This is a genomic window from uncultured Megasphaera sp. (genome assembly GCF_900539295.1).
Classification (GTDB): Bacteria; Bacillota; Negativicutes; order Veillonellales; family Megasphaeraceae; genus Megasphaera.
The window spans coordinates 17,753-39,631 of sequence record NZ_UQBH01000021.1 but is presented as its reverse complement, the minus strand read 5'-3'; the positions used below and the strand labels follow the sequence as shown (position 1 = coordinate 39,631).

The 21,879-nt window shown below is 51.6% G+C and carries 22 protein-coding genes and 1 tRNA gene; 21 read left to right on the top strand and 2 right to left on the bottom strand.

The features are described from left to right. Positions 1-36 precede the first annotated feature (36 nt). Positions 37-1,395 (bottom strand): glycosyltransferase family 39 protein, encoded by a 1,359-nt coding sequence (locus QZQ46_RS07810; RefSeq protein WP_296828601.1) that lies wholly within the window; start codon positions 1,393-1,395, stop codon positions 37-39. 92 nt (positions 1,396-1,487) lie between these two features. After that, positions 1,488-2,387 carry a LysR family transcriptional regulator gene (locus tag QZQ46_RS07805; protein ID WP_296828599.1) on the bottom strand — a complete coding sequence of 300 codons (900 nt, stop codon included), beginning with the start codon at positions 2,385-2,387 and terminating at the stop codon, positions 1,488-1,490. Positions 2,388-2,581: 194 nt separating this feature from the next. Here QZQ46_RS07805 and QZQ46_RS07800 point away from each other — a divergent pair, with 194 nt between their 5' ends. The 21 genes from QZQ46_RS07800 to QZQ46_RS07700 all read left to right on the top strand — a co-directional run bounded on the left by QZQ46_RS07800 (position 2,582) and on the right by QZQ46_RS07700 (position 21,815). Continuing rightward, complete coding sequence (locus QZQ46_RS07800; RefSeq protein ID WP_296828597.1) at positions 2,582-3,406, top strand: SDR family oxidoreductase; 825 nt, start codon at positions 2,582-2,584, stop codon at positions 3,404-3,406. Positions 3,407-3,501: 95 nt separating this feature from the next. Continuing rightward, complete coding sequence (locus QZQ46_RS07795) at positions 3,502-4,680, top strand: iron-containing alcohol dehydrogenase (protein WP_296828595.1); 1,179 nt, start codon at positions 3,502-3,504, stop codon at positions 4,678-4,680. A gap of 123 nt (positions 4,681-4,803) precedes the next feature. Then, on the top strand, positions 4,804-5,724 hold the full coding sequence (locus tag QZQ46_RS07790) for a hypothetical protein (RefSeq protein ID WP_296828593.1): 921 nt from the start codon (positions 4,804-4,806) through the stop codon (positions 5,722-5,724). Positions 5,725-5,841: 117 nt separating this feature from the next. Further along, positions 5,842-6,450 (top strand): dephospho-CoA kinase, encoded by a 609-nt coding sequence (coaE, locus tag QZQ46_RS07785; RefSeq protein ID WP_296828591.1) that lies wholly within the window; start codon positions 5,842-5,844, stop codon positions 6,448-6,450. A gap of 9 nt (positions 6,451-6,459) precedes the next feature. Continuing rightward, positions 6,460-7,035: a lytic transglycosylase domain-containing protein gene (locus tag QZQ46_RS07780; RefSeq protein WP_296828589.1), complete on the top strand. Its 576-nt coding sequence runs from the start codon at positions 6,460-6,462 to the stop codon at positions 7,033-7,035. A 5-nt stretch (positions 7,036-7,040) separates the two neighbouring features. Further along, positions 7,041-7,125: transfer RNA gene (locus QZQ46_RS07775), tRNA-Leu, on the top strand. Positions 7,126-7,215: 90 nt separating this feature from the next. Then, complete coding sequence (locus QZQ46_RS07770; protein ID WP_296828587.1) at positions 7,216-7,830, top strand: hypothetical protein; 615 nt, start codon at positions 7,216-7,218, stop codon at positions 7,828-7,830. A gap of 113 nt (positions 7,831-7,943) precedes the next feature. Further along, entirely contained in the window at positions 7,944-8,405 is a 462-nt protein-coding gene (rimP, locus tag QZQ46_RS07765) for a ribosome maturation factor RimP (protein WP_296828585.1), read from the top strand. A gap of 14 nt (positions 8,406-8,419) precedes the next feature. Further along, complete coding sequence (gene nusA / locus QZQ46_RS07760; protein ID WP_296828583.1) at positions 8,420-9,565, top strand: transcription termination factor NusA; 1,146 nt, start codon at positions 8,420-8,422, stop codon at positions 9,563-9,565. Positions 9,566-9,568: 3 nt separating this feature from the next. After that, entirely contained in the window at positions 9,569-9,829 is a 261-nt protein-coding gene (locus tag QZQ46_RS07755; protein ID WP_296828581.1) for an RNase P modulator RnpM, read from the top strand. Further along, the gene (locus QZQ46_RS07750) at positions 9,826-10,131 is read left to right on the top strand and encodes a ribosomal L7Ae/L30e/S12e/Gadd45 family protein (protein ID WP_296828580.1); all 306 of its coding nucleotides are present in this window, start codon (positions 9,826-9,828) and stop codon (positions 10,129-10,131) included. Before QZQ46_RS07755 ends, QZQ46_RS07750 begins: the two co-directional genes overlap by 4 nt. A gap of 14 nt (positions 10,132-10,145) precedes the next feature. Further along, entirely contained in the window at positions 10,146-12,644 is a 2,499-nt protein-coding gene (gene infB / locus QZQ46_RS07745; protein ID WP_296828578.1) for a translation initiation factor IF-2, read from the top strand. Between the two features lie 15 nt (positions 12,645-12,659). Continuing rightward, positions 12,660-13,007, top strand: a complete 348-nt coding sequence (gene rbfA, locus QZQ46_RS07740; RefSeq protein ID WP_296828576.1) for a 30S ribosome-binding factor RbfA — start codon at positions 12,660-12,662, stop codon at positions 13,005-13,007. Between the two features lie 4 nt (positions 13,008-13,011). Then, positions 13,012-13,956: a bifunctional oligoribonuclease/PAP phosphatase NrnA gene (locus QZQ46_RS07735; RefSeq protein WP_296828574.1), complete on the top strand. Its 945-nt coding sequence runs from the start codon at positions 13,012-13,014 to the stop codon at positions 13,954-13,956. Then, complete coding sequence (truB, locus tag QZQ46_RS07730) at positions 13,953-14,834, top strand: tRNA pseudouridine(55) synthase TruB (RefSeq protein ID WP_296828572.1); 882 nt, start codon at positions 13,953-13,955, stop codon at positions 14,832-14,834. The genes QZQ46_RS07735 and truB overlap by 4 nt, the downstream gene beginning before the upstream one ends. 11 nt (positions 14,835-14,845) lie before the next feature. Next, positions 14,846-15,784, top strand: a complete 939-nt coding sequence (locus tag QZQ46_RS07725; protein WP_296828570.1) for a bifunctional riboflavin kinase/FAD synthetase — start codon at positions 14,846-14,848, stop codon at positions 15,782-15,784. A gap of 174 nt (positions 15,785-15,958) precedes the next feature. Next, entirely contained in the window at positions 15,959-17,149 is a 1,191-nt protein-coding gene (locus tag QZQ46_RS07720; RefSeq protein WP_296828568.1) for a PLP-dependent aminotransferase family protein, read from the top strand. A 270-nt stretch (positions 17,150-17,419) separates the two neighbouring features. Continuing rightward, positions 17,420-18,607, top strand: a complete 1,188-nt coding sequence (locus QZQ46_RS07715) for a PLP-dependent aminotransferase family protein (protein WP_044503557.1) — start codon at positions 17,420-17,422, stop codon at positions 18,605-18,607. An 84-nt stretch (positions 18,608-18,691) separates the two neighbouring features. Further along, entirely contained in the window at positions 18,692-20,515 is a 1,824-nt protein-coding gene (gene recQ, locus QZQ46_RS07710) for a DNA helicase RecQ (RefSeq protein WP_296828566.1), read from the top strand. A gap of 17 nt (positions 20,516-20,532) precedes the next feature. After that, complete coding sequence (locus QZQ46_RS07705; protein WP_296828564.1) at positions 20,533-21,324, top strand: thymidylate synthase; 792 nt, start codon at positions 20,533-20,535, stop codon at positions 21,322-21,324. After that, the gene (locus tag QZQ46_RS07700) at positions 21,324-21,815 is read left to right on the top strand and encodes a dihydrofolate reductase (RefSeq protein ID WP_296828562.1); all 492 of its coding nucleotides are present in this window, start codon (positions 21,324-21,326) and stop codon (positions 21,813-21,815) included. Before QZQ46_RS07705 ends, QZQ46_RS07700 begins: the two co-directional genes overlap by 1 nt. Positions 21,816-21,879: the final 64 nt, after the last annotated feature.

Here is a 21,879-nt window from a genome sequence, read left to right as displayed (position 1 = left end):
AATAAAGGCTTATAGCCGCCCGTCGAGCCACCCGTTTTACGGGTGGAGGCGACTGTCCTGACTGACGTTGTAAGCCGTCTGGTGGTCGTGAATCTGACCTTGAATCTGATGGGCACCGAGGCCGAAGCCGTAGGCCATCACGGTGAGGATGATGAACACCGTGAGGAAGGAACGCCGTTTATGCCAGCACCAGGCTGCGGCAATCGTCCCGATGAGGAGGGATGCTATGAGCAGGCCGCCGTGACTGAAGAAGTCGGCAATGCTCAAAAAGTCGGTGTGCAGGAGGTAGACGACGCCGGCTGCCGTAAAGAGGAGGCAGAGCAGGGAGTTGACGAGGAAACTGTGGCCCAGCCAGGATTTTTCGCGGCGGCACCGTTCCAGGGAGGCTGCCAAAAGAATCGATAAGGGCAGCCAACAGGGGAGAATGTACGTCGGCAGCTTGGAATCGGAAATGCTGTAAAAGACGTAAATCAAGCCGGCCCATAAGGAGAGGAGGATGAGATCCTGTTTGTGGCGCAAGGTGCCCGGAGCGCGGAAGATGCCTTTTTTACTGAAAAAGGCCAGGAGAAAACCCGTCCAGGGCATGAGACCGGCAATGAGGACCGGGACGAAGTAGTACCACGGATGGAAGCGTTCGTGCATCTTGGTGGCAAAGCGGAGAAAGTGTTCGCGGATAAAGAAGAAATAAAAGAAGTCCGGATTGGCCTTCGATACGAGGTAGTACCAGGGAACGGCGATGACCAGAAACAGCAGGATTCCGGGAACATAGAAGAGCTTGAGGAAGAGTTTCGGCCGCCGGGTGAGGAGGGCATACCAAAAGAGGATGCCGACGGGAAAGGCGATGGCAATGAGCCCCTTGGTCAGCATGCCAAGTCCCATGGCAGCATAGAAGAGGAGAAGGTATTTCTTCTCTTCCGTCTGTTCAAAGAGATAAAAGGCAACCAGGCAGGCGTCGACGAAAAAGGTCAGGGCCATGTCGAGGACGCCGATAGAGGCGACGATGAGCTGCAGGGCCGACGTAGCCAAGATGATGGCTGCCATGAGGCCCGTTCGCTTATTGTACATAGCTCTGCCTAGGATGTAGGCCAGGATGACGTTGCCGAAGCCCGTCAGGGCCGGCAGGATGCGGCCTGTAAATTCCTTGAAGCCGAAGAGCTTCATGGCCAGGGCCGTTACCCAATACTGAAAGATCGGTTTTTCAAAATAAGGCATATAGTCGAAATGGGGCGTCAAGTAATCGCCGGACAGGACCATTTCCATCGGTACTCGATGGTAGCGGCCTTCGTCAAGCTCGATGAGATGGTACGAGCCGATATGAGCGAAATAGAGGAAAGCTGCGGCCAACAGGAAAAAGGCGAGTACGAGGCGGCGGTGATGCCGAAGGGCAGAAATCATGAGATACCTCCTATTATCAATAATATCTTATGATACATGGACGGACTAAACAAATCATAAATAAAATGGCAACTTTACGTATATCTTGACCTTCAGGGCTGTTGGCTTTGGTCGATCCGCTCGTGGAGCAGGCGGGCAAATTCTTCGATGTAGTACGTACTGTTGTCCTTATGCCAAAAGAGGCAGTAGTGGCGCATGAGGGGGTTGCCGTCTCGATAGAGGGGCAGACAGCAGGCGGCCGTGTCCGACGAATCAGGCGGTGAAAGCCGCTCGAGGGGTAAATAGCCTCGGTTGCCGGCGACGAGGAGCCGCGCTTCTTCAATCGTCCGGGCAAAGAGAAAATTATCGGCAAAGCCCAGAGTATCCGTGTAGTAGGCGGTTTCGGACGGTTCATGGTCTTCGGCCGTGACCAGGATGCACGGCAGACGTTTCAGCTCTTTCAGGGAGAGCCGTTTTTGCCGGCTCAAGGGATTCAGCCTTGATATTTCGGCATAGACCGGCCCAGTCATGATCATGTTGTTTTCGTATAAGTCGGAAAAGGCGCGGCGCTGATCGCTCAGGAGAAGATCGGCCTTCCGCTGCCGGATTTCGTGATAGAGGGATTCATGGGTCCCGTTAAAGATATGGATCGTTACTTCCGGATAATAGGTGGAAAAAGCGGCAATCGTTTCATAGAGTTCGCTGCCGACGTAATTATTTAAATAACCGATGCGGAGCTGAAGCTCTTTATCTTCACCTTGGCGACGGGTCTCGTCCTTGAACGATTCGATTTCCTGCAGGAGCTCTTTCCCGTGGCGATAGAAATAGTCCCCGGCCGGCGTCAGGGCGAACCGACGATTATGGCGAATCAATAAGGGTACGCCCAAGTCCTCTTCGAGGGCCTTGATCTGCTGCGATACGGCAGACTGTGAAATTTCTAAGACATAAGAGGCTTCGGTAAAGCTCTTGGCTTCGACGACGGCGATGAAGTGTTTCATTTGGCGAAACAGCATGGAAGGATCACTCCTTTCTTAATCGTTACTGTTATTATACCGTAGTTTTGATATAAGTAAAACTAATGCGAAGCCCTTGAAATTCGAATTGTTCTAAACAGATGAATTCGGTACAATATCCATGTCAACAGGAACAAGAAATCTGACAGCATCCATCGTCTACGAGGTATCGTGTATATATAGGAGGTATTCCCATGAATACAAATGAAAAGGAAGTCGTCGTCTTAGTCGGTTCCGGCCAGATCGGCCAGGCCATTGCCCGCCGCGTCGGAAGCGGCCGTCACATCTTATTGGCCGATGTGAAACAGGAAAATGCCGACCAGGCAGCTAAAGTTTTAGAAAATACAGGATTTCACACGAGTACCCTGGCCGTCGATATTTCGTCGCGTCCGTCCATTTTGGCTCTCATCGACCATGCCAAACAGTTCGGCGTCATTAAGTACCTCATCGATGCCGCCGGCGTATCGCCGTCTCAGGCATCGATCGAAAGGATTTTAAAAGTAGACCTCTACGGCACGACGGTTTTGTTGGAAGAATTTGGCAAAGTCATCGAAGCCGGCGGATCGGGCATCATCATTTCTTCTCAGTCCGGCCATCGCCTGGGTACCTTGTCTCAGGAAGAAACGGATCAACTGGCCATGGCGCCGACGGAAGAACTCTTGGACCTGCCCTTTCTCAAGGCCATCAAAGACACTCTGAAGGCCTACCAGTATTCGAAGCGCTGCAACGTCCTGCGGGTCATGGCTGAAGCTACGAACTGGGGGAAACGAGGCGCGACCGTCAATTCCATCAGCCCGGGCATCGTCATTACGCCCCTGGCCAATGACGAACTCAAGGGCCCGCGCAAAGACGGCTACCGCAAAATGCTGTCCCTCAGCCCGGCGGGCCGTGCCGGCACGCCCGATGAAATCGGTGACTTGGCAGAATTTCTCATGAGCCATAAAGGCCGTTTCATCTCCGGCAGTGACATCCTCATCGACGGCGGTACGACGGCATCGTACTGGTCTTGCAATATCTGAAAGAAACCCATTAGGATTTTGAAAAAGGGATTTTGCTGACGATGGAGAATAACATACATATAGCCATTCTTAAGCATACAGAAAGGAGTCTTATGATGAACGATTTCGTATTTCAAAATAGGACGAAAATTTATTTTGGTAAAGATCAATTAGCCCACCTTGGCGAAGAAGCAGCCGCTTTCGGCAAAAAAGTGCTCCTCGTCTACGGCGGCGGCTCTATTAAACGGATCGGCCTTTATGACAAGGTCGTCGACATCCTGCAAAAGGCCGGCCTGACCGTTTCGGAATTAGGCGGTGTCGAACCGAATCCGCGTCATACGACGGTCAATAAGGGCGTCAAAATTTGCCGGGAAGAAGGCATTGACGTCATCCTGGCTGTCGGCGGCGGTTCGACTATCGACGCTTCCAAAGTTATGGCCGCCACCGTAGCCGCCGATACGGACGACTGCTGGGACTTGGTCATGAAGAAGGTCGTAAGCCCGAAGGCTCTGCCCCTCATGACGGTCCTGACCATCGCTGCGACGGGCTCGGAAATGAATGCCGGCGCCGTCATCAGCAACGTCGATACGAAGGACAAACTGCCGTACTTTTCGCCGGCCGTTCAGCCTGCCGTATCCTTCCTCGACCCGACTAATACCTTCAGCGTACCGGCTTATCAGACGGCAGCGGGCAGCGTCGATATCATGGCCCATATCTTTGATATGGTGTATTTTTCGCGGCAGCCTCGCATGGATATGATCTACCGCGTCCAGGACGAAGTGCTGAAGACCGTCGTGAAATTCGCTCCTATTGCTCTCAAAGAACCGGACAACTATGAAGCCCGGGCCAACCTCATGTGGGCTTCGACGTGGGCACTCAACGGCTTCTTGGCCGGCGGCGTTTCTCAGATGTCGTCGTGCCACCGCATGGAACACGAACTGTCCGCCGTCTACGACATCACTCACGGTCACGGCCTGGCCATCCTCATCCCGCGCTGGCTGAAATACGTCATGAACGATGACAATGCTTGGCAGATCAAGCGCTTAGGGACCAACGTCTTTGGCCTCGATGATAGCCTGTCCGACCGGGAAGGGGCTGAAAAAGCCATCGAAGCCCTGTACGACTTCTTCTTTAAGACCCTGGGCCTCGACAGTAACCTGTCTGACCTCGGCATTGACGACAAACACTTCCGGTCCATGGCCGAAAATGCCTGCAAGCAGCTCGGCGGAACCCTCCACGGCTTCATCGACCTCACGCCGGATGATATCGTGAAGATCTACGAAATGTGCCTCTAAGATTCATTTATAAGGTCTATAGAGAATATGGTTTCGATGAATTAGAACTAATGAAAGCATAGCTGTATTTTGCGGCTATGCTTTTAATTTGAAGAATAAGGGGAAGGATGCTGATGAACATAAATGGAATTTATAGCATCTATAATTAATGCAGTGCTCGATAATTTGCCTGCAATTGCTGCAATTTGTTCAGCTGGAACAGCAGCTTTTATGTATCGCTTTACTAAAGGGCAAGCTGAGAAGAAATTTAAAAGTGATTTGTATAGTACGGTGGTACAATTGGCTGGCTTTGTCAATTATGTTAAAAACTTATATGAGTTTCATAGTGTACTGACTGAAGCACACGCCCATGGAATTGCCCAGCAAATTATGCATATAAATAAAGATATAATAGATACGACGCAAGCTTTTTACTTCAATGATATGTTTTCTTTGAGAGTTAAGTGCAACGTTAATAGTTTTTTAGAATGTTATATGGGATGGAAAGCATTTAAGCCTATCGAATATGGAGAGATTTTTTTAGAAACGAAAATCATATATGCGTTGCAACAGGGGGCCCTAGATACGTTAAAGTCCATAAAAGAGGAATATAAAAGTGATTCTAAATTTACTGATATAATGAATGAAGTGCTGGATGATTATGACAAGGCATATGCTCAATGTAAAGATTGTAATAATAGAATAAAATATATAGGGGATAATTTAAATGTTATATTTTATAAAGATATGTTGGTAAATGATTTAAAAAGAGCTGTTAATGCTAAGGCTTTGAAGAAAGAAGAAATTTATTCTAAAATTGTGGATACCTGCTTTGGTATTTTTTTGAATGATAGGATGGGAAATAAAAAATATAAGGATGTCATCGAGTTTTTGTTTTGTTCTGAAATTATCGGATATAGTTTTGGGACAGGGAAAGATACGAGATTGGCTAGTGTTGCAGGGAAAGAAATGCCATATAGAAAGATATATGATTTTTTCTATTACATCATTGCTAAAGAGTATAAACGAAGAATGGACGAAAGTAATGAAAAACAAAGTGGTTAATAAAAGAAAGTTTACGACATGCCGCTCTTTCATTAAAGAAACACATGGCGGTGTTGGACAGAAGGTCATTCTATCAGTATAATAGAAGTATATTGTTCGGAGAGGAAGAGATTAGTTATGCTTCATATCGGATTGACCGGCGGCATTGCGTCGGGGAAGAGTACTGTCGTGACCATGCTGAGAGAATTCGGAGCGGGCATCGTCGACTGCGATGTCATTGCCCGTGACGTCGTCCTGCCGGGAACGAAAGGCCTTGCAGCCGTTGCCGCCGCTTTTGGGCCTAAAGCCCTTTGTGAGGACGGCTCGATGGACCGGGTCTATATCGGCAGTTTGGTCTTTCAAGATAAGGAGAAAAAGGCGCAGCTCGAAGGCTTACTGTTTCCCCTTATCCATGACGGAATCGACCGGGAAATCCAAAAAATCGAGGAAGATAAAAAAAATCCGGTCATCTTTCTTGACATGCCTTTACTTTATGAGATAAAATACAATTCGTACGTTGACGAAACATGGCTCGTGTATGTCGATGCGAAGACCCAGCTCCAGCGGCTCATGCTGCGCAACGGGTATTCTGAAGAAGAGGCACTGGCGCGGATTCACGCCCAGCTTCCTATCGACGAGAAACGGTCTTTGGCACAGGTTGTCATCGATAATAACGGGTCGCCTGAAGCGACGCGGGAACAGGTGCAGGCTGCATGGCAGGCACTGATGAGCCGCATTGAAATGTAGGGAAAAGACGTGAGAAAAAAGGGAAGTACCAAAGGGACAATCATCATAGCAGCCTTGCTGCTTTTCTTTTCGGCATCGTATTTCTATTCATGGAAAGACGATGTCATGCGAAAGTTTGTCTATCCCCTTCAATACGATTATCTCGTTCGGCAGTATGCTTATGAAACCAAGATCGACCCGGCCCTGGTGGCGTCGGTCATCTTAGTCGAAAGCAAATTTGACGAACGGGCTGCGTCTCAACCCGGTGCCCATGGCCTGATGCAGGTCATGCCGGATACGGCTCAGTGGATTGCCGATGAAATGGGAATGACCGACTACACGCCTGATAAGCTCAGTGACGTCCGTACCAACATAAGGCTGGGAACATGGTATCTCGCTTATCTTTTGAAAGAGTATGATGGGAATCAAATACTGGCTCTGGCTGCGTATAATGCCGGTCGGGGACACGTCGATTCCTGGATCCGGGAATATGGCTGGACAAAAGATTTTCAAGAAATTGAAAAAATACCCTTTTCAGAAACGCGGGAATATGTTAGAATAGTTTTGTTGAACGAAAAGCACTACAAGCAGCTTTATGATTTTTAAGTTATGCGGTTGTGGCGGAATGGCAGACGCGCTGTCTTCAGGCGGCAGTGATCTCTGATCGTGCGGGTTCAACTCCCGCCAACCGCACCATTCATTACTATGGATAACACATTGATTGAAACGCTCAAACAATGGAATATCATGACTGTTCTCCCACTTACGGTGGGAGATTTTCAGTTATTGGAAGAATATCGCATGGTGGAGAAAGACGGAAACCCCGTCGAATATCGCCTGTTCACTTATGAAAATAAGGATAACGGCTGGACTGTGCGGGCTATCTTCAACCCCGAATCGGAAGAGTACGCCGTTCGGGTCGATATCGGCATGTTGGAATTTGCCCTTATCGAATTTATCACCGGCTCATTAGACGCTTTCCGAAAAATGGTCGAAGCGCGGCTGGCCCGGATCATCCGCAACGCCTATGTGGATCGAAAGGAAAACTTCGGCGTCATTCTGTACCATAAAGGATTGCCCGACGTTTCCTGGGATGACTTCCTTCCTGAAACGTACGGCGGATTCCGGCGGCTCATCAAGCCCAACGAGGCTGTGCGCATCATCAACGGGTCTTATATGATCTTATCCTATTACGATAAGGCATCGCGAAGCGGCCTGTCCCTGATGTACAATGTCCTGCGCGACGATTTTTTCGCCGAACGGCGGGTGCAGAACTTGCCGAACCTGGTCCACGACTTCGATACGTCGACCTTGCGGGAATTGGAAGCAGCCCTGCGGAAACGGCTCCTGCCGGTCCTCGATGCCATCGGGGCCGACCGGGACAAGTCGTTGTCAGAATGAGCAGACAGTGGTATACTATAAAGTAATTTAGATGTTTCGATGCGAAGAGTGGGTGAGAGCCCACTCTTAACTTTTACCTAACAGAATTTTTTGAGGACAGGCTGGTGAATACGATGAGACGTGAACACATTGAAGATTTGATTGCTAAAGAAGTAGAAACGATTATTGCAGGGACTGATATCGAATTAGTCGATGTCGAATACGTGCGTGAACGCGATTGGTATTTGCGCGTGTTTATCGACAAAGAAGGAGGCGTCGACCTGGAAGACTGCCAAGCTGTCAGTGAAAAACTGAGCCAGGTCCTCGATGAAAAGGATCCGATTCGTGAAAATTACCTCCTCGAAGTGTCGTCGCCCGGATTGGACCGCATCCTGCGGAAGGATAAGGACTTTGTCCGCTATGCCGGCCGGCAGGTAGATATCCATTTTTTCAAAGCTTGGAACGGCGTCAAAGATGTGACGGCTGAACTGGTTAAAAAGACGGATGATGATAAGCTCGTCGTCGTCATCAACGGCCAGGAACAAGAGATAGACAGGAAAGAAATATCGCAAGTACGTTTGCATATTGATTTTTAGTGGAGGTTATTACCGTGAATAAAGAATTGCTCAATGCTATTGCTTACTTATCCAAAGAGAAAGGCGTATCTTCGGATGTCATCTGCGACTCTCTGGAAGCCGTTTTGATTACGGCCTACAAGAAAGAGCCCGATGCCAATCCGACGGCAGAAGTTACCCTGAACCGCACGACCGGGGACTACCATATTCAGGCTGCTAAGACCGTCGTCGATGACGTCGAAGATGAGGATATCGAAATTTCTCTCGATAAGGCACGGCTCATCGATCCCGGCTATGAAGTCGGCGACATCGTCAATGTCGACGTGACGCCGGCCAACTTCGGCCGCATTGCCGCTCAGGCCGCCAAGCAAGTCATGATTCAGCGCCTGCGCGAAGCCGAACGCAATATCGTTTATGATGAATTTTCAGACCGCATGGATGACATCATTACGGGCATCATCCAGCGCATCGAAAATAAGAGCGTCTACGTCGACCTCGGGAAAGCCGAAGCTATTTTGCCGGCGTCGGAACAGATTCCGACCGAAACCTACACCGTCGGCCAGCGCATCAAGTGCTACGTCGTCGAAGTGCGCAAGACGACGAAAGGGGCTCAGATCCTCGTTTCCCGTACTCATCCGGGCCTGCTCAAGCGGCTCTTTGAATTGGAAGTACCGGAAATCTATGAAGGCGTCGTCGAACTGAAGTCCGTCGCCCGCGAACCGGGCCGCCGCTCGAAAGTCGCCGTCTATTCCCGCGATGAAAACGTCGACTCCGTCGGCGCTTGTGTCGGTCCCAAAGGCGTCCGCGTCCAGAACATCGTTTCTGAATTACAGAACGAAAAGATCGACATCGTCAAATGGGATGAAGATCCGGCCGTCTACATCGCCAATGCCCTCAGCCCGGCTCAGGTCATTTCGGTCACCGTCGACGAAGCTGAAAAATCGTCGGGCGTCGTCGTTCCCGACTATCAGCTGTCCCTGGCCATCGGTAAAGCCGGTCAGAATGCCCGGTTGGCAGCGAAACTGACCAACTGGAAAATCGACATCAAGAGTGAAAGCCAGGCGGCAGAAGCTTTTGACGGCGATGCTCCTGAAACGGCTGAGGCCGATGACATGGACGTCCTCAGTGAAATGGCTCTGCCTTCGGACAGCGAATCGACTGTCCCCACGGAAGGAGAATAAGCGATGAAGACCCGAAAGACTCCGATGCGCGTCTGTGCCGGCTGTCAGGAACTCAAGAGCAAGAAAGAGATGATCCGCGTCGTCCGCACGCCGGAAGGGACGGTCGAAATCGATAAGACCGGCAAGAAGTCCGGCCGCGGCGTCTATCTCTGCCCGGACAGCGAATGCCTTGAAAAAGCCTATAAAGAGCATCGTTTGGAACGGTCGTTAAAGACCAAAGTGTCGATCGATATTTACGAGGCATTGAGAAAGGAACTGTTGTGAGCGACAAAATCCTGAATCTCTTAGGCCTTGCCTGCCGAGCCGGCAAGACCGTCTGCGGTGACGGAGCCGCACAGAAAACATTGAAGAAAAAGAACGTCCCTTTACTGTTCCTCGCAGCAGACGGCGGCAATGACAACGTCACCAAATACCGCCGCTTAGCTGAGAGAAAAGGGATCGTCATCATTGATACATATACTAAAGACGAATTAGGAAATGCTGTCGGCAAAGCCCAGAACGTCATCGTTCTGGTCGACGATAAAGGATTTGCGGCAGCCATAGAGAAAGCGAAGCGTGATGAATAGAAGGGGGTAACTAGATGACGAAACGAGTATACGAAGCCGCGAAAGAATACGGCGTCCCTACTAAAACCGTTATAAAGACGTTGGAAGATCATCAGATTAAAGCCGGTAATTTTACCAGTATCGATGACAAGATGAAAGGCATCCTCGACGCAGCCTTTAAAAAGGGCCACAAAGGAGATGCCAGGGCAGATCATAAACCGGACAGAAAGCAGGAAAGCAAACCGGAAAGAAAACCTGAAAAGAAACAGGAAAGTAAACAGACAGGGGAAGGAAATAGCCGAACAGTGAACGAAACGAGCCGACAGAATAAAAACAAAAAACAGAGCAATCCGCGCCGACAGAATAATCAGAACAACAACCAGGGGACGCAGAATACGCAGAACCATAATGCCAAACGCCAGAACCAGCCGAACCAGCAGGGGCAGCAGGGGCATAATGCTAAAAACGCCCAGGGCGGTCAGAAACAGGGTGCTCAGCGCCAGCAGCAGGGCGGCAATAAGGGCGGTCAGCAGAACCGTCAGGGCGGCGATACGAAGCGCACCCGCTATTTCGGCAATTCCCAGCAGGGAGGCGGCGAAGGTGCAAACCGCAGCGGCGGCAGCAATAAAAACAACAATCGCCGCGGCGGTCAGCAGAACCGCAGCAACAAGAATGGCGGCAACCGTCCGCATACCCTCTTGTCCAACGTATTGAACAAGGGCAAGCACAAAAACAAGCGCAATCAGAAAAACCAGGCTCCTGTCGCTGTTGAAATGCCGAAGAAGAACTATCCGACGTCCGTTGAACTTCCGGAAACGATTATCGTTAAAGATTTTGCCGAACGCATGGGCCGCGATGTCGGCGAAGTCATGAAAAAGCTCCTCATGGGCGGCATCATGGCGACCATTAACCAGGAACTCGACTTCGATACGGCTTCTTTGATTGCTGATGAATTCGGCGTCACCGTTACCATGGAAGCGCCGCCGGAAGATCCGACGGAAATCGAAGAAATCATCGATGCACCGGAAACCCTTAAAACTCGTCCGCCTGTCGTCACCATCATGGGTCACGTCGACCACGGCAAGACGAGTCTCCTCGACGCCATCCGTCAGACCAATGTCACCAGCCACGAAGCCGGCGGCATTACGCAGCACATCGGTGCTTATCAGGTCCGTTACGAAGGCCGGAAAATCACCTTCATGGATACGCCGGGCCACGAAGCCTTTACGGCCATGCGTGCCCGCGGTGCTCAGGTTACGGATATTGCCGTCCTGGTCGTCGCCGCTGACGACGGCGTCATGCCTCAGACGATTGAATCCATCAACCATGCCAAATCGGCAGGTGTACCGGTCATCGTCGCCATTAACAAGATCGATAAAGAAAGTGCCAATCCGGAACACGTCATGCAGCAGCTGACCGAATACGGCCTCATCAGTGAAGACTGGGGCGGCGATACCATCATGGTTCCCGTTTCGGCCCATAAAAAGATCGGCCTCGACGACCTCCTCGAAAACATCCTCGTCCTGGCTGAAGTACAGGACCTCAAAGCCAACCCGAACCGTCCGGCTCAGGGCGTCGTCATCGAAGCTAAGCTCGATAAAGGCCGCGGTCCTGTCGCATCCGTCCTCATCCAGAAGGGCACCCTTCGCGTCGGCGATACGATCATCGTCGGTACGGCCTTCGGTAAAGTCCGGGCCATGAACAACGAACGAGGCGAACGGGTCAAGAAAGCCGAACCGTCTCTGCCCGTTGAAATCCTCGGCCTCAACGACGTACCGGAAGCAGGCGATATCTTAAACGTTACCGACGAAAAGACGGCCCGTTCCGTTGCCGAAAAACGAATGGAAAAGAAACGTTCGTCCGAACTCCACGTCAACGCCAAGGTTACCCTCGACGACTTGTTTAACCAGATCCAGCAGGGTGAACTGAAGGAACTGCCGCTTATCATCAAGGGCGACGTCCAAGGTTCTGTCGAAGCCTTGAGCCAGTCCCTGATGGGCATCAAGAGCGACGAAGTCCGCATTGCCATCGTCCATTCCGGCGTCGGCGCCATCAACGAATCGGATATCATGCTGGCATCGGCATCGAATGCCCTCATCATCGGCTTTAACGTCCGTCCCGATGCAGCAGCCCGCAAGATGGCAGAACATGAAAAAGTCGACATGCGCATGTACCGCGTCATTTACGACGCCATCAACGACGTCGAAGCGGCTATCAAAGGCATGCTCGAAAAGAAATACGAAGAAAAGATTATCGGCCGTGCCGAAGTCCGTAAAGTCATTACGACGCCGAAGGTCATCGTCGGCGGCTCCTATGTCAAGGAAGGGAAGATTACCAGCACGTCCAAGATCCGCCTCATCCGCAACGGCATCGTCGTTCACGAAGGCGAAATCGACGGCCTGCGCCGCTTTAAAGATGACGTCAAGGAAGTCGCTTCGGGCTACGAATGCGGCGTTACCCTTGAAAAGTACCGCGACATCAAGGAAGGCGACGAAATCGAAGCCTACGAAATGGTCGAAGTCGAACCCGAATAAAGGAGGGGACATTCGATGGGAGAATTACGAGTACGAAAAATCCAGGAATTTATTAAACAGGAAGTATCGAAGATGCTCCTGAATGAATTAAAAGATCCGCGCATCGGTTTCGTCACCGTTACCGATGCCCGCATCACCGGCGACCTGCGCGACGCGACGATTTACGTCAGCCTCTTTGGTGACGACGAAGCGAAGGCCAAGACCTTAGAAGCCTTGAAGCGGGCTACGGGCTATATTCGGACGGAAGTCGGAAAACGCCTGGGAATCCGCTATTCGCCGTCTATTGTATTTAAGGAAGATACGTCCCTTGACTATGGGATGAAAATCGATAAAATTCTGCACGACATTGAAAAGAAGGACTGATGACATGAATTGCTCCGCTCAGGAAATCTACACTCTCCTTCACCACTATGAACACATTTTGGTGACGGCTCATGTCAGCCCTGACGGCGATGCCTTAGGGAGCGTCCTGGCTTTGTGGCACTGGCTGAAGGCGGAAGGGAAGGATGCCGTCATGGTCATCGACGATGACATTGACGATCGCTATAACTTCCTCGACGGCTTGTCCTCCATCTGCCGGCCGGATCAGGTCAAAACCGATGCCTCGTGGCTGACGGTCGTCCTCGATGCGACAGGCTTAGGACGGATCGGCAAGACAGCCGACCTCGTCTGCGGCAAGGTTTTGAACCTTGATCATCACGTCTCGAACGAGCATTTTGCCCAGTGGGAATACTTTAAGCCCGACTATGCGGCAACGGGAGAAATCCTGACCGATCTCTTTGATCAATGGCATGCCGACTGGTCTCCGGCCATGGCCGATGCCCTTTATACGGCCATCGCTACGGACTGCGGCTTCTTCAAGTTCAACAACACGAAGGGCCATACCCTGCGCATGGCAGCCATCCTTGTCGATAACGGCGCTCAGCCCGACGTCATTTCAGACCATCTTGACGCACGGTCGCTCACGAAGCTTCGGGCTTTGTCGAAGGTTCTCGATCAACTGGAACTCTTTGCCGACGGCCGTATTTCCTGCCTGTCCTACACGCCGGAGCTCCTGTCGGTCATCGGGGAGCACACGGGCATCTACATCGACTATGCCCGCCGTGTCAAAGGGTCTGAAGTGGCCTTTACGGTAAAATACATCGGCCCGGAGGAAACGCGGGTCAGCCTGCGTTCTAAAGGCGTTGACGTCAATGCCATCGCCGCTTCCTTTGGCGGCGGCGGTCACATTCGGGCTGCCGGCTGTACTATTGAAAAGCCTTTAGATGAAGCCAAGGCCATCATCGTAAAGGAAATCGAAAAGCGCTTATGATACACGGGATCATTAATGTACTCAAACCGACAGGGATGTCCAGTCACGACGTCATCGGCTGTCTGCGCCGCATTTACGGCATGAAAAAGATGGGCCACGCCGGTACTTTGGATCCCTTGGCAGCCGGCGTCCTGCCGGTCTATGCCGGTCAGGCGACGCGCCTCATCGAATACGGCGACAGTGACGTCAAGTCCTATCATGCCGAATTCGTCTTGGGACTGGAAACGGATACCGAAGACAGTACGGGAACCGTCGTCGAAAGGGCTCCCGTTCCGAACCTTAGCGAAGATGACCTGCGCCGCGCCCTGGCCTCTTTCTGCGGTGATATCGACCAAGCGCCGTCGAAGTATTCAGCTATCAACGTCAACGGCGTCAAAGCCTATAAATTGGCTCGTCAGGACCGGGATTTCACCCTGCCCGTGCGGCAGGTGACGATTCACAGTCTGGAACTCCTGTCTTTTGACGGCCGGCGGGGAACCTTTGCCGTGACCTGCTCGAAGGGAACCTATGTCCGATCCCTTATCCGCGATTTGGGGACCGCTCTCGGCACCTGTGCCTGCATGACCTATCTCGTCCGGACCCGGGCCGGCCTGTTTACCATTGAAGAGGCGGCGACCCTTGAAATGCTGGAAGCGAATCCGGAGGCCTATGTCCTTCCGGCCGACATGGCCATTCATGATTTGAGGCGGGCCAATTGCTCTGAAAAACAGTGCTCTTTGCTCCTGCAAGGGCGCCCCGTGCCCTTTGCCGGACCGAATCTCAAGGATGATGACGTTCTGCGCGTCTATGGGCCTGACGGACGGCTGATGGGTATCGTCCGCTACGATGAACAGCACCATATCCTGCGTCCCCATAAGATGTTTGCAGACGGATTGTGAGGTAACTAACGATGGAAATATTCCACTCCTTTCAGGAAATAACCGGCTTTACGGGCGCCGTCGTGGCCCTTGGGACCTTTGACGGCATTCATAAAGGCCATCAGATGGTCATGAAGACGGCCATCAAGCGGGCTGCAGCCGGCGGTGTGAAAACCATGGTGGTCACCTTCACGGCCCATCCCATGTCGGTCTTATGCCCAGAAAAAGAGCCCCTGCGCCTGGCGACAATCGCCCAAAAGGCAGAGTACATCGAAGCGGTCGGCATCGACGGCTTGGTTCTCCTGCCTATGAGCGAAGGACTCCTCCGCGAATCGCCGGAAGAGTTCTGCCGCAACCTGGTGACCTATATCCAACCGTCGGTCATCGTCGTCGGTTCCAACTTTACCTATGGGGCCAAGGCGGCCGGCAATACGGATACGATGAAAGCCTTCATGGCGGACTACGATATTCCAGTCGAAGCCCTGACCCTTCTCGAACGACCCGGCGGCACGACGCCTATCAGCAGTACCGTCATCCGCCGGCTCATCCAAATGGGCCACATGGAGACGGCTGAAAACCTCTTAGGCCGCCCCTTTGCCTTGACCGGGACCATCGTGCCCGGTGATCACCGCGGCCGAACTATCGGCTTTGCTACGGCCAATATGCTCATTCCCATCAACATGGCCATTCCGCCCGACGGCGTCTATGTGACCGAGCTGTGGTGGGATGGGGAAGGGCACCCGGCCATGACCAATATCGGCGATAACCCGACCTTTGAGAACCAGTACCGCCGCATCGAGACCCACGTCCTCGACTGGGATAAGGACCTCTACGGCAAGAACGTCAGCCTGCGCTTTCGCAAGCGTCTGCGCGGCGAAGAAGTCTTTGCCTCGGCCGACGACCTTATCGCCCAGATGAAAAACGATGAAAAGGCGACGCGTCAGTTCTTTGCATCCGATGAAATTGAATAAAAACCGTTAACAGGAAAAGGTTTTGCTCATAGATTTCTTAATTCGAGCAACTTTTCCTGTTTTTTTTCATAAAAAATGTAGAATAAAACACTCCGGAGTGGTATAATAAATACCATTACGACGGATGGTTATACGTCGTATCCAAAGCAAGTCAATAGATAGGAGTGAAGTTTTATGGTAATGTTTTCTGAAGAAGCAAAAAGTTTGCACGCATCCGACATCCGTGAAATCCTGAAAGTCACAGAAAATCCGGAAATTATTTCCTTTGCCGGCGGTCTCCCGGCACCGGAACTGTTCCCGATTGACGAAATGATGAAGGTTGACGTGGAAATTTTGAAGAAAGAAGGCCGTCAGGCCGTGCAGTACAGCACGACAGAAGGGTACATTCCGCTGCGCAAACAGATTGCCGCACGTATGAAATCGTCCTTCCACACGGACTGCACCTATGAAGACATTATCATTACGGCCGGGTCTCAGCAGGGTTTGTCCCTCTTAGGCCAGCTCTTTTTGAATGAAGGCGACGTCGTCCTCGTCGAAAGCCCGACCTACATGGGTGCTACGACAGCCTTTGCCGTCAATTTCCCGAAGTTCGTCGAAGTCGAAACGGACGATAAGGGCATGGTACCGGAAGCCTTGGAAAAGGCCATTGAACAGTACGGCGATCGCGTCCGCCTGATGTATGTCATCCCGGAATTCCAGAACCCGACGGGCATTACCTGGCCCCTGGAACGGCGCAAAGCCGTCATGGATATCATGAATAAACATGACATCCCGGTCATTGAAGACGATCCCTACGGCGAACTCCGCTATGAAGGCCAGACCATGCCGACCTTGAAATCGATGGATACCAAGGGCAACGTCATCTTCCTCGGATCCTTCTCGAAGATCTTCATGCCCGGCCTTCGTATCGGCTGGATGGTAGCTCATCACGACATCCTCGAAAAAGCCGTCATGCTCAAGCAGACCGTCGACCTTCAGTCCTCGTCCTTTGCCCAGCGCCAGGCTTCGTACTACATCGACATGTATGACCTCGACGCCCACGTCGCCAAGATTCGCGAACTCTACGGCAAGCGCCGTACCTTGATGTACGATTCGATGAAAAAATACTTCCCCAAGGGCCTTTCCTTTACCTATCCCGAAGGCGGCCTGTTCACCTGGGTAACCCTTCCGGAAAACATCGATGCCAAGGCGATCATGCCGGAAGTCATCGAAAAGAAAGTCGCTTACGTACCGGGCGGAGCCTTCTATCCTAACGGCGGCAACGGCAACCATTTCCGTCTGAACTATTCCAATATGCCGGAAGACCGCATCGTCGAAGGCATCAAACGCTTAGCTGAAGTTTTGAAGGAAAAAATGGGCGAATAATTAAACTTTGCAGGAAATGAGACGTTCTCTCCCGAGGACGTCTTTTCTTTTTTTATTTTTTTTAAAAATTTTTTACATGAATTACTTAATATTTTCTTGACCGAACCCTTTGTATTGTCGGTTAATTCACAGATAAGCCATGATTTTATAGGTTTGCATAAATGAGAATGTATCTATGACATAAACGTTTAATTGCATAAATGTAATTTAAATGATACTATAGATACATAGATAATACGCTATGCACCTATAATGAAGGAGTGAGTGAATATGCAATTTTCCAACTTAGCTATGAATTTGAAAGCCTCTGAAATCCGTGAACTCTTGAAACTGACGACCATGCCGGAAATCATTTCCTTTGCTGGCGGCCTGCCGGCTCCGGAACTGTTCCCGACAGAAGATCTCAAAAAAGTTGACGAAGCTGTATTGACCAAAGAAGGCCAGGCAGCCCTGCAGTACGGCACGACCGAAGGTTATACGCCCCTTCGCGAACAGATCGCAGGCCGCATGAAAAAATCCTTCATGGTTGACTGCACCCCTGAAAACATCGTCATCACGTCCGGCTCCCAGCAGGGTCTGTCCCTCTTGGCTCAGATTTTCCTCAACCCCGGTGACGTCGTTCTCGTAGAAAGCCCGACCTACCTCGGCGCTATCAACGCTTTTAAACTCTGTGGCCCTGAATTTGTCGAAGTTCCGACGGACGATAAAGGTATCATTCCGGAAGAATTGGAAAAAATCTTGGCAAAATACGGCGATCGCGTCCGCATGATGTATGTCATTCCTGAATTCCAGAACCCGACGGGTATTACCTGGCCGATGGAACGCCGCAAAGCTTTCATGGACATCATCAACCGCTATGATTTCCCAGTTCTCGAAGACGATCCGTACGGCGAACTCCGTTTCGACGGCGACAAAGTTCCGTCCCTCAAATCCATGGATACCAAAGGCAACATCATCTTCCTCGGCTCCTTCTCGAAGATCCTCATGCCGGGCCTGCGTATTGCCTGGATGGTTGCTGATCCGGTCATCATTGATAAAGTCGTTAAGCTGAAACAGGCCGTCGACCTCCAGTCCTCGTCCTTCGGTCAGCGCCAGACGTCCTTCTTCATCGATATGTACGATCTCGACGCTCACGTAGCAAAGATTAAAGAATTGTACAAAAAACGCCGCAACCTCATGTGCGATTCGATGAAAGAATACTTCCCTGAAGGCATCACCTTTACATACCCCGAAGGCGGCCTGTTCACGTGGGTAACGTTGCCCGAAGGCATGGATGCGAAAGAACTCATGCCTAAAGTCCTAGCGAAAAACGTTGCCTACGTGCCGGGCGGTCCGTTCTACCCGCATGGCGGCAATGCGAACCACTTCCGCCTCAACTACTCCAACATGCCGGAAGAACGCATCGTAGAAGGTATCAAACGCTTAGCTGAAGTACTGAAAGAAGAATTGGCAAAATAAGCCTAAAAATGATATGATATAAGGGAGCTGTCGCTTTGCGGCAGCTCCCTTTGTACGTTCACTCAAGGAAGGATGCCTTGTTTCATGCTTCAAATTGAATCATTGTTAAAACAGTATTTTGGCTATTCGTCATTCCGACCGGGCCAGCACGAAGTCATTCAGACCCTGCTTGACGGCCGCGACTGTCTGGCAATCATGCCCACAGGGGCAGGGAAGTCGATCTGCTTCCAGCTTCCGGCCCTGATGATGCCCGGCGTGACCTTAGTCATTTCACCGCTCATTTCCCTGATGAAAGACCAGGTGGACAGTCTGGTCAATCAGGAAATACCGGCGACATATATCAACAGCCAGTGTACCTTTGAAGAAGTGAAGGCCCGTTTTGCCGCCATCCGTGCCGGCCGCATCAAACTGGTCTATATCTCTCCGGAAAGACTGGAGAATCAGTTCTTTACGGCCTTTATGCAGACCCTGCCCATTTCCATGTTCATCATCGACGAGGCCCACTGCGTCTCTCAGTGGGGCCATGATTTTAGGCCCAGTTACTGCGCCGTCCGCGACTGGATTGCAGCTCTGCCTAAGCGGCCTGTCGTCGGAGCCTTTACGGCGACGGCGACGGAAAAGGTCAAGCACGATATGATGTCCCTCTTAGGCCTGCAAAAGGAACGGATCTTTATCGGCGGCTTCGACCGGCCGAACCTCTATTTCCGCGTCGTCCATGCCAAGGCCAAGATGGAGTTCACCTTGTCCTACATCGCCAAGCATAAAGAGGACAGCGGCATCATCTATGCGGCGACGCGCAAGGAAGTCGACCGCATCTGCGATGAACTGAACCGGCGGGGCATCAAGGCCGGCCGCTATCATGCCGGTCTCAGCGACGAGATGCGCCGTTCCATGCAGGAAGCCTTTACCTACGATAAGCTCCAGGTCATCGTAGCTACTAACGCTTTCGGCATGGGCATCGACAAGAGCAACGTCCGCTACGTCATCCATTACCAGATGCCGAAGAATATCGAAAGCTATTACCAGGAAGCCGGTCGGGCCGGGCGGGACGGAGGGCCGGGAGACTGTATCCTCCTCTTTAACCGCCAGGACATCATGATCCAGAAATTCCTCATCGAACAATCAGTCCGCGATGCAAAGCAGCAGGACACGGAATTTCGCCTGCTAAATGCCATGGTCCGCTACTGTGAGGGCAATCACTGCCTGCGCCATTATATCCTGTCTTATTTTGGCGAGCATCCGTCGTGGGACCACTGCGATAAATGCGGCAACTGCGACCAGGAAACGGTGGAAGAGGACATGACCGAGCAGGTGCGCAGCATCTGCCTCTGTGTCGATGAACTAAAAGGGCGCTTCGGCATGACCATGGTGACCGATATCCTCAAGGGGAGCCAGAACGCTAAGGTTCGCCGCTACGGCTTTGAGTGCAATTCGGCCTTCGGCATGCTCGGTAATTTCTCTTTGTCCGAAGTCCGCGATATCGTGCGCCAGTGCATCGACGACGGCTACCTCGAGCAGTCTGACGGAAAGTATCCCGTCGTTTCCCTGACGGCCGACGGCCGAGAAGCTCTCGGCGGCCACAAACGCATTATGCAGCAGAAACGAGTCGTCGAAGACGTGCCGGCTGCCATTCCGCCGCGGCGCCAGAAGCGCCGGGCCAATGCCGTCGACGAAGAGGCTCTGCGTCCCTTGTTCGATGCCCTGCGGGCCGTTCGCCGCGATTTGGCCAGGGATGAGAACATTCCGCCCTTCGTCATCTTTTCCGATGCGACCTTGTGGGACATGGCGGCCTTAAAGCCGAACAGCCTCGACGCCATGGGTGACATCAAGGGCGTCGGCAGCTTTAAGCTGCATAAATATGGCCGCAGTTTCATCAGTGCCATTCAGTCTTATATGAATAATCAGTAATTTTGAGGTGATACTACATGAGCATGGCTGATACACAATACCTGAATATCGTCGAAAACATCCTCGAACACGGCTATTTTGACAACAACCGCACAGGCGTGCGGACGTACAAGCTGCCCCATCAGATGATGCAGTTCGATTTGGAACATGAATTTCCCATCTTGACGACGAAGTTCGTCGCCTTTAAGACAGCCGTCAAAGAAATTCTCTGGATTTGGCAGCTCCAGAGCAACGATGTACGGGAACTGCAGAAGATGAACTGCCACGTCTGGGACGAATGGATGCGGCCTGACGGGACCATTGGCAAGGCTTACGGCTATCAGATCCGGAAATACAAGCAGGTCGATAAGCTCTTAGATACCCTGAAAAATGATCCCCAGAGCCGCCGCATGATCGTATCCTTGTGGAATATCGAGGATTTGGACGACATGGCCCTCCAGCCCTGTGCCTATCAGACCTTATGGGACGTCACCGACGGCCGGCTGAACTGCATGCTCATCCAGCGAAGCGGCGACATGGGTTTAGGCGTACCCTTCAACATGACCCAGTACGCCGTCCTCATCCATCTCATCGCCCAGTCCGCAGGCCTCCGTCCGGGTCTCTTTACGCACGTTATCAACAACGCCCACATCTACGAAAATCACGTCGAGGCCATGAAGACTCAGCTGGCACGGCGGGACCAGGCCCTGGCAGCACCGAAATTAATACTGAACAGCGACATTCACGATTTCTACGCCTTTACGCCGGACGACATCCGCCTCGACGATTATCAGCATTTGGGCAAACTGTCTATGGAGGTGGCCGTCTGATGATCCATCTTATTGCCGCCGTCGACGGGAAACTCGGCATCGGCCGGGACAACGACCTCTTATGCCATATCTCAGCCGACCTCAAGCGGTTTAAGGCCCTCACCATGGATCATACCATCCTCATGGGCCGCAAGACCTTTGAAAGCCTGCCCGGTATCCTACCGGGACGACCTCACTGGGTCCTGACCCGCCAGGAAGACTATCAGGCCGATTCTTCGGCTGTGACCGTTTTTCATAGCCCGGAAGCCATGAAGCTTGCCATGGCAGATGGGGAAGACTACTTCATCATCGGCGGTGCTGCCATGTACCGAGCCTTTTTGCCCTTGGCGGACAGCCTTTACTTGACCGAAATCGATGAAGTCTTTCCCGACGCCGACACCTTCTTCCCCGAGTGGAAGAGTGACGACTGGACGGAAATAGAACGGGAAGTTCACGAGAAGAGTGACAGTAATAAATATAAATTTGCCTTCGTTCATTATGTAAGAAAATAAGGAAATAGCCGGGAATTTACTTATATAAATTCGATTGACATTAGCAATCTGTTATGTTACACTA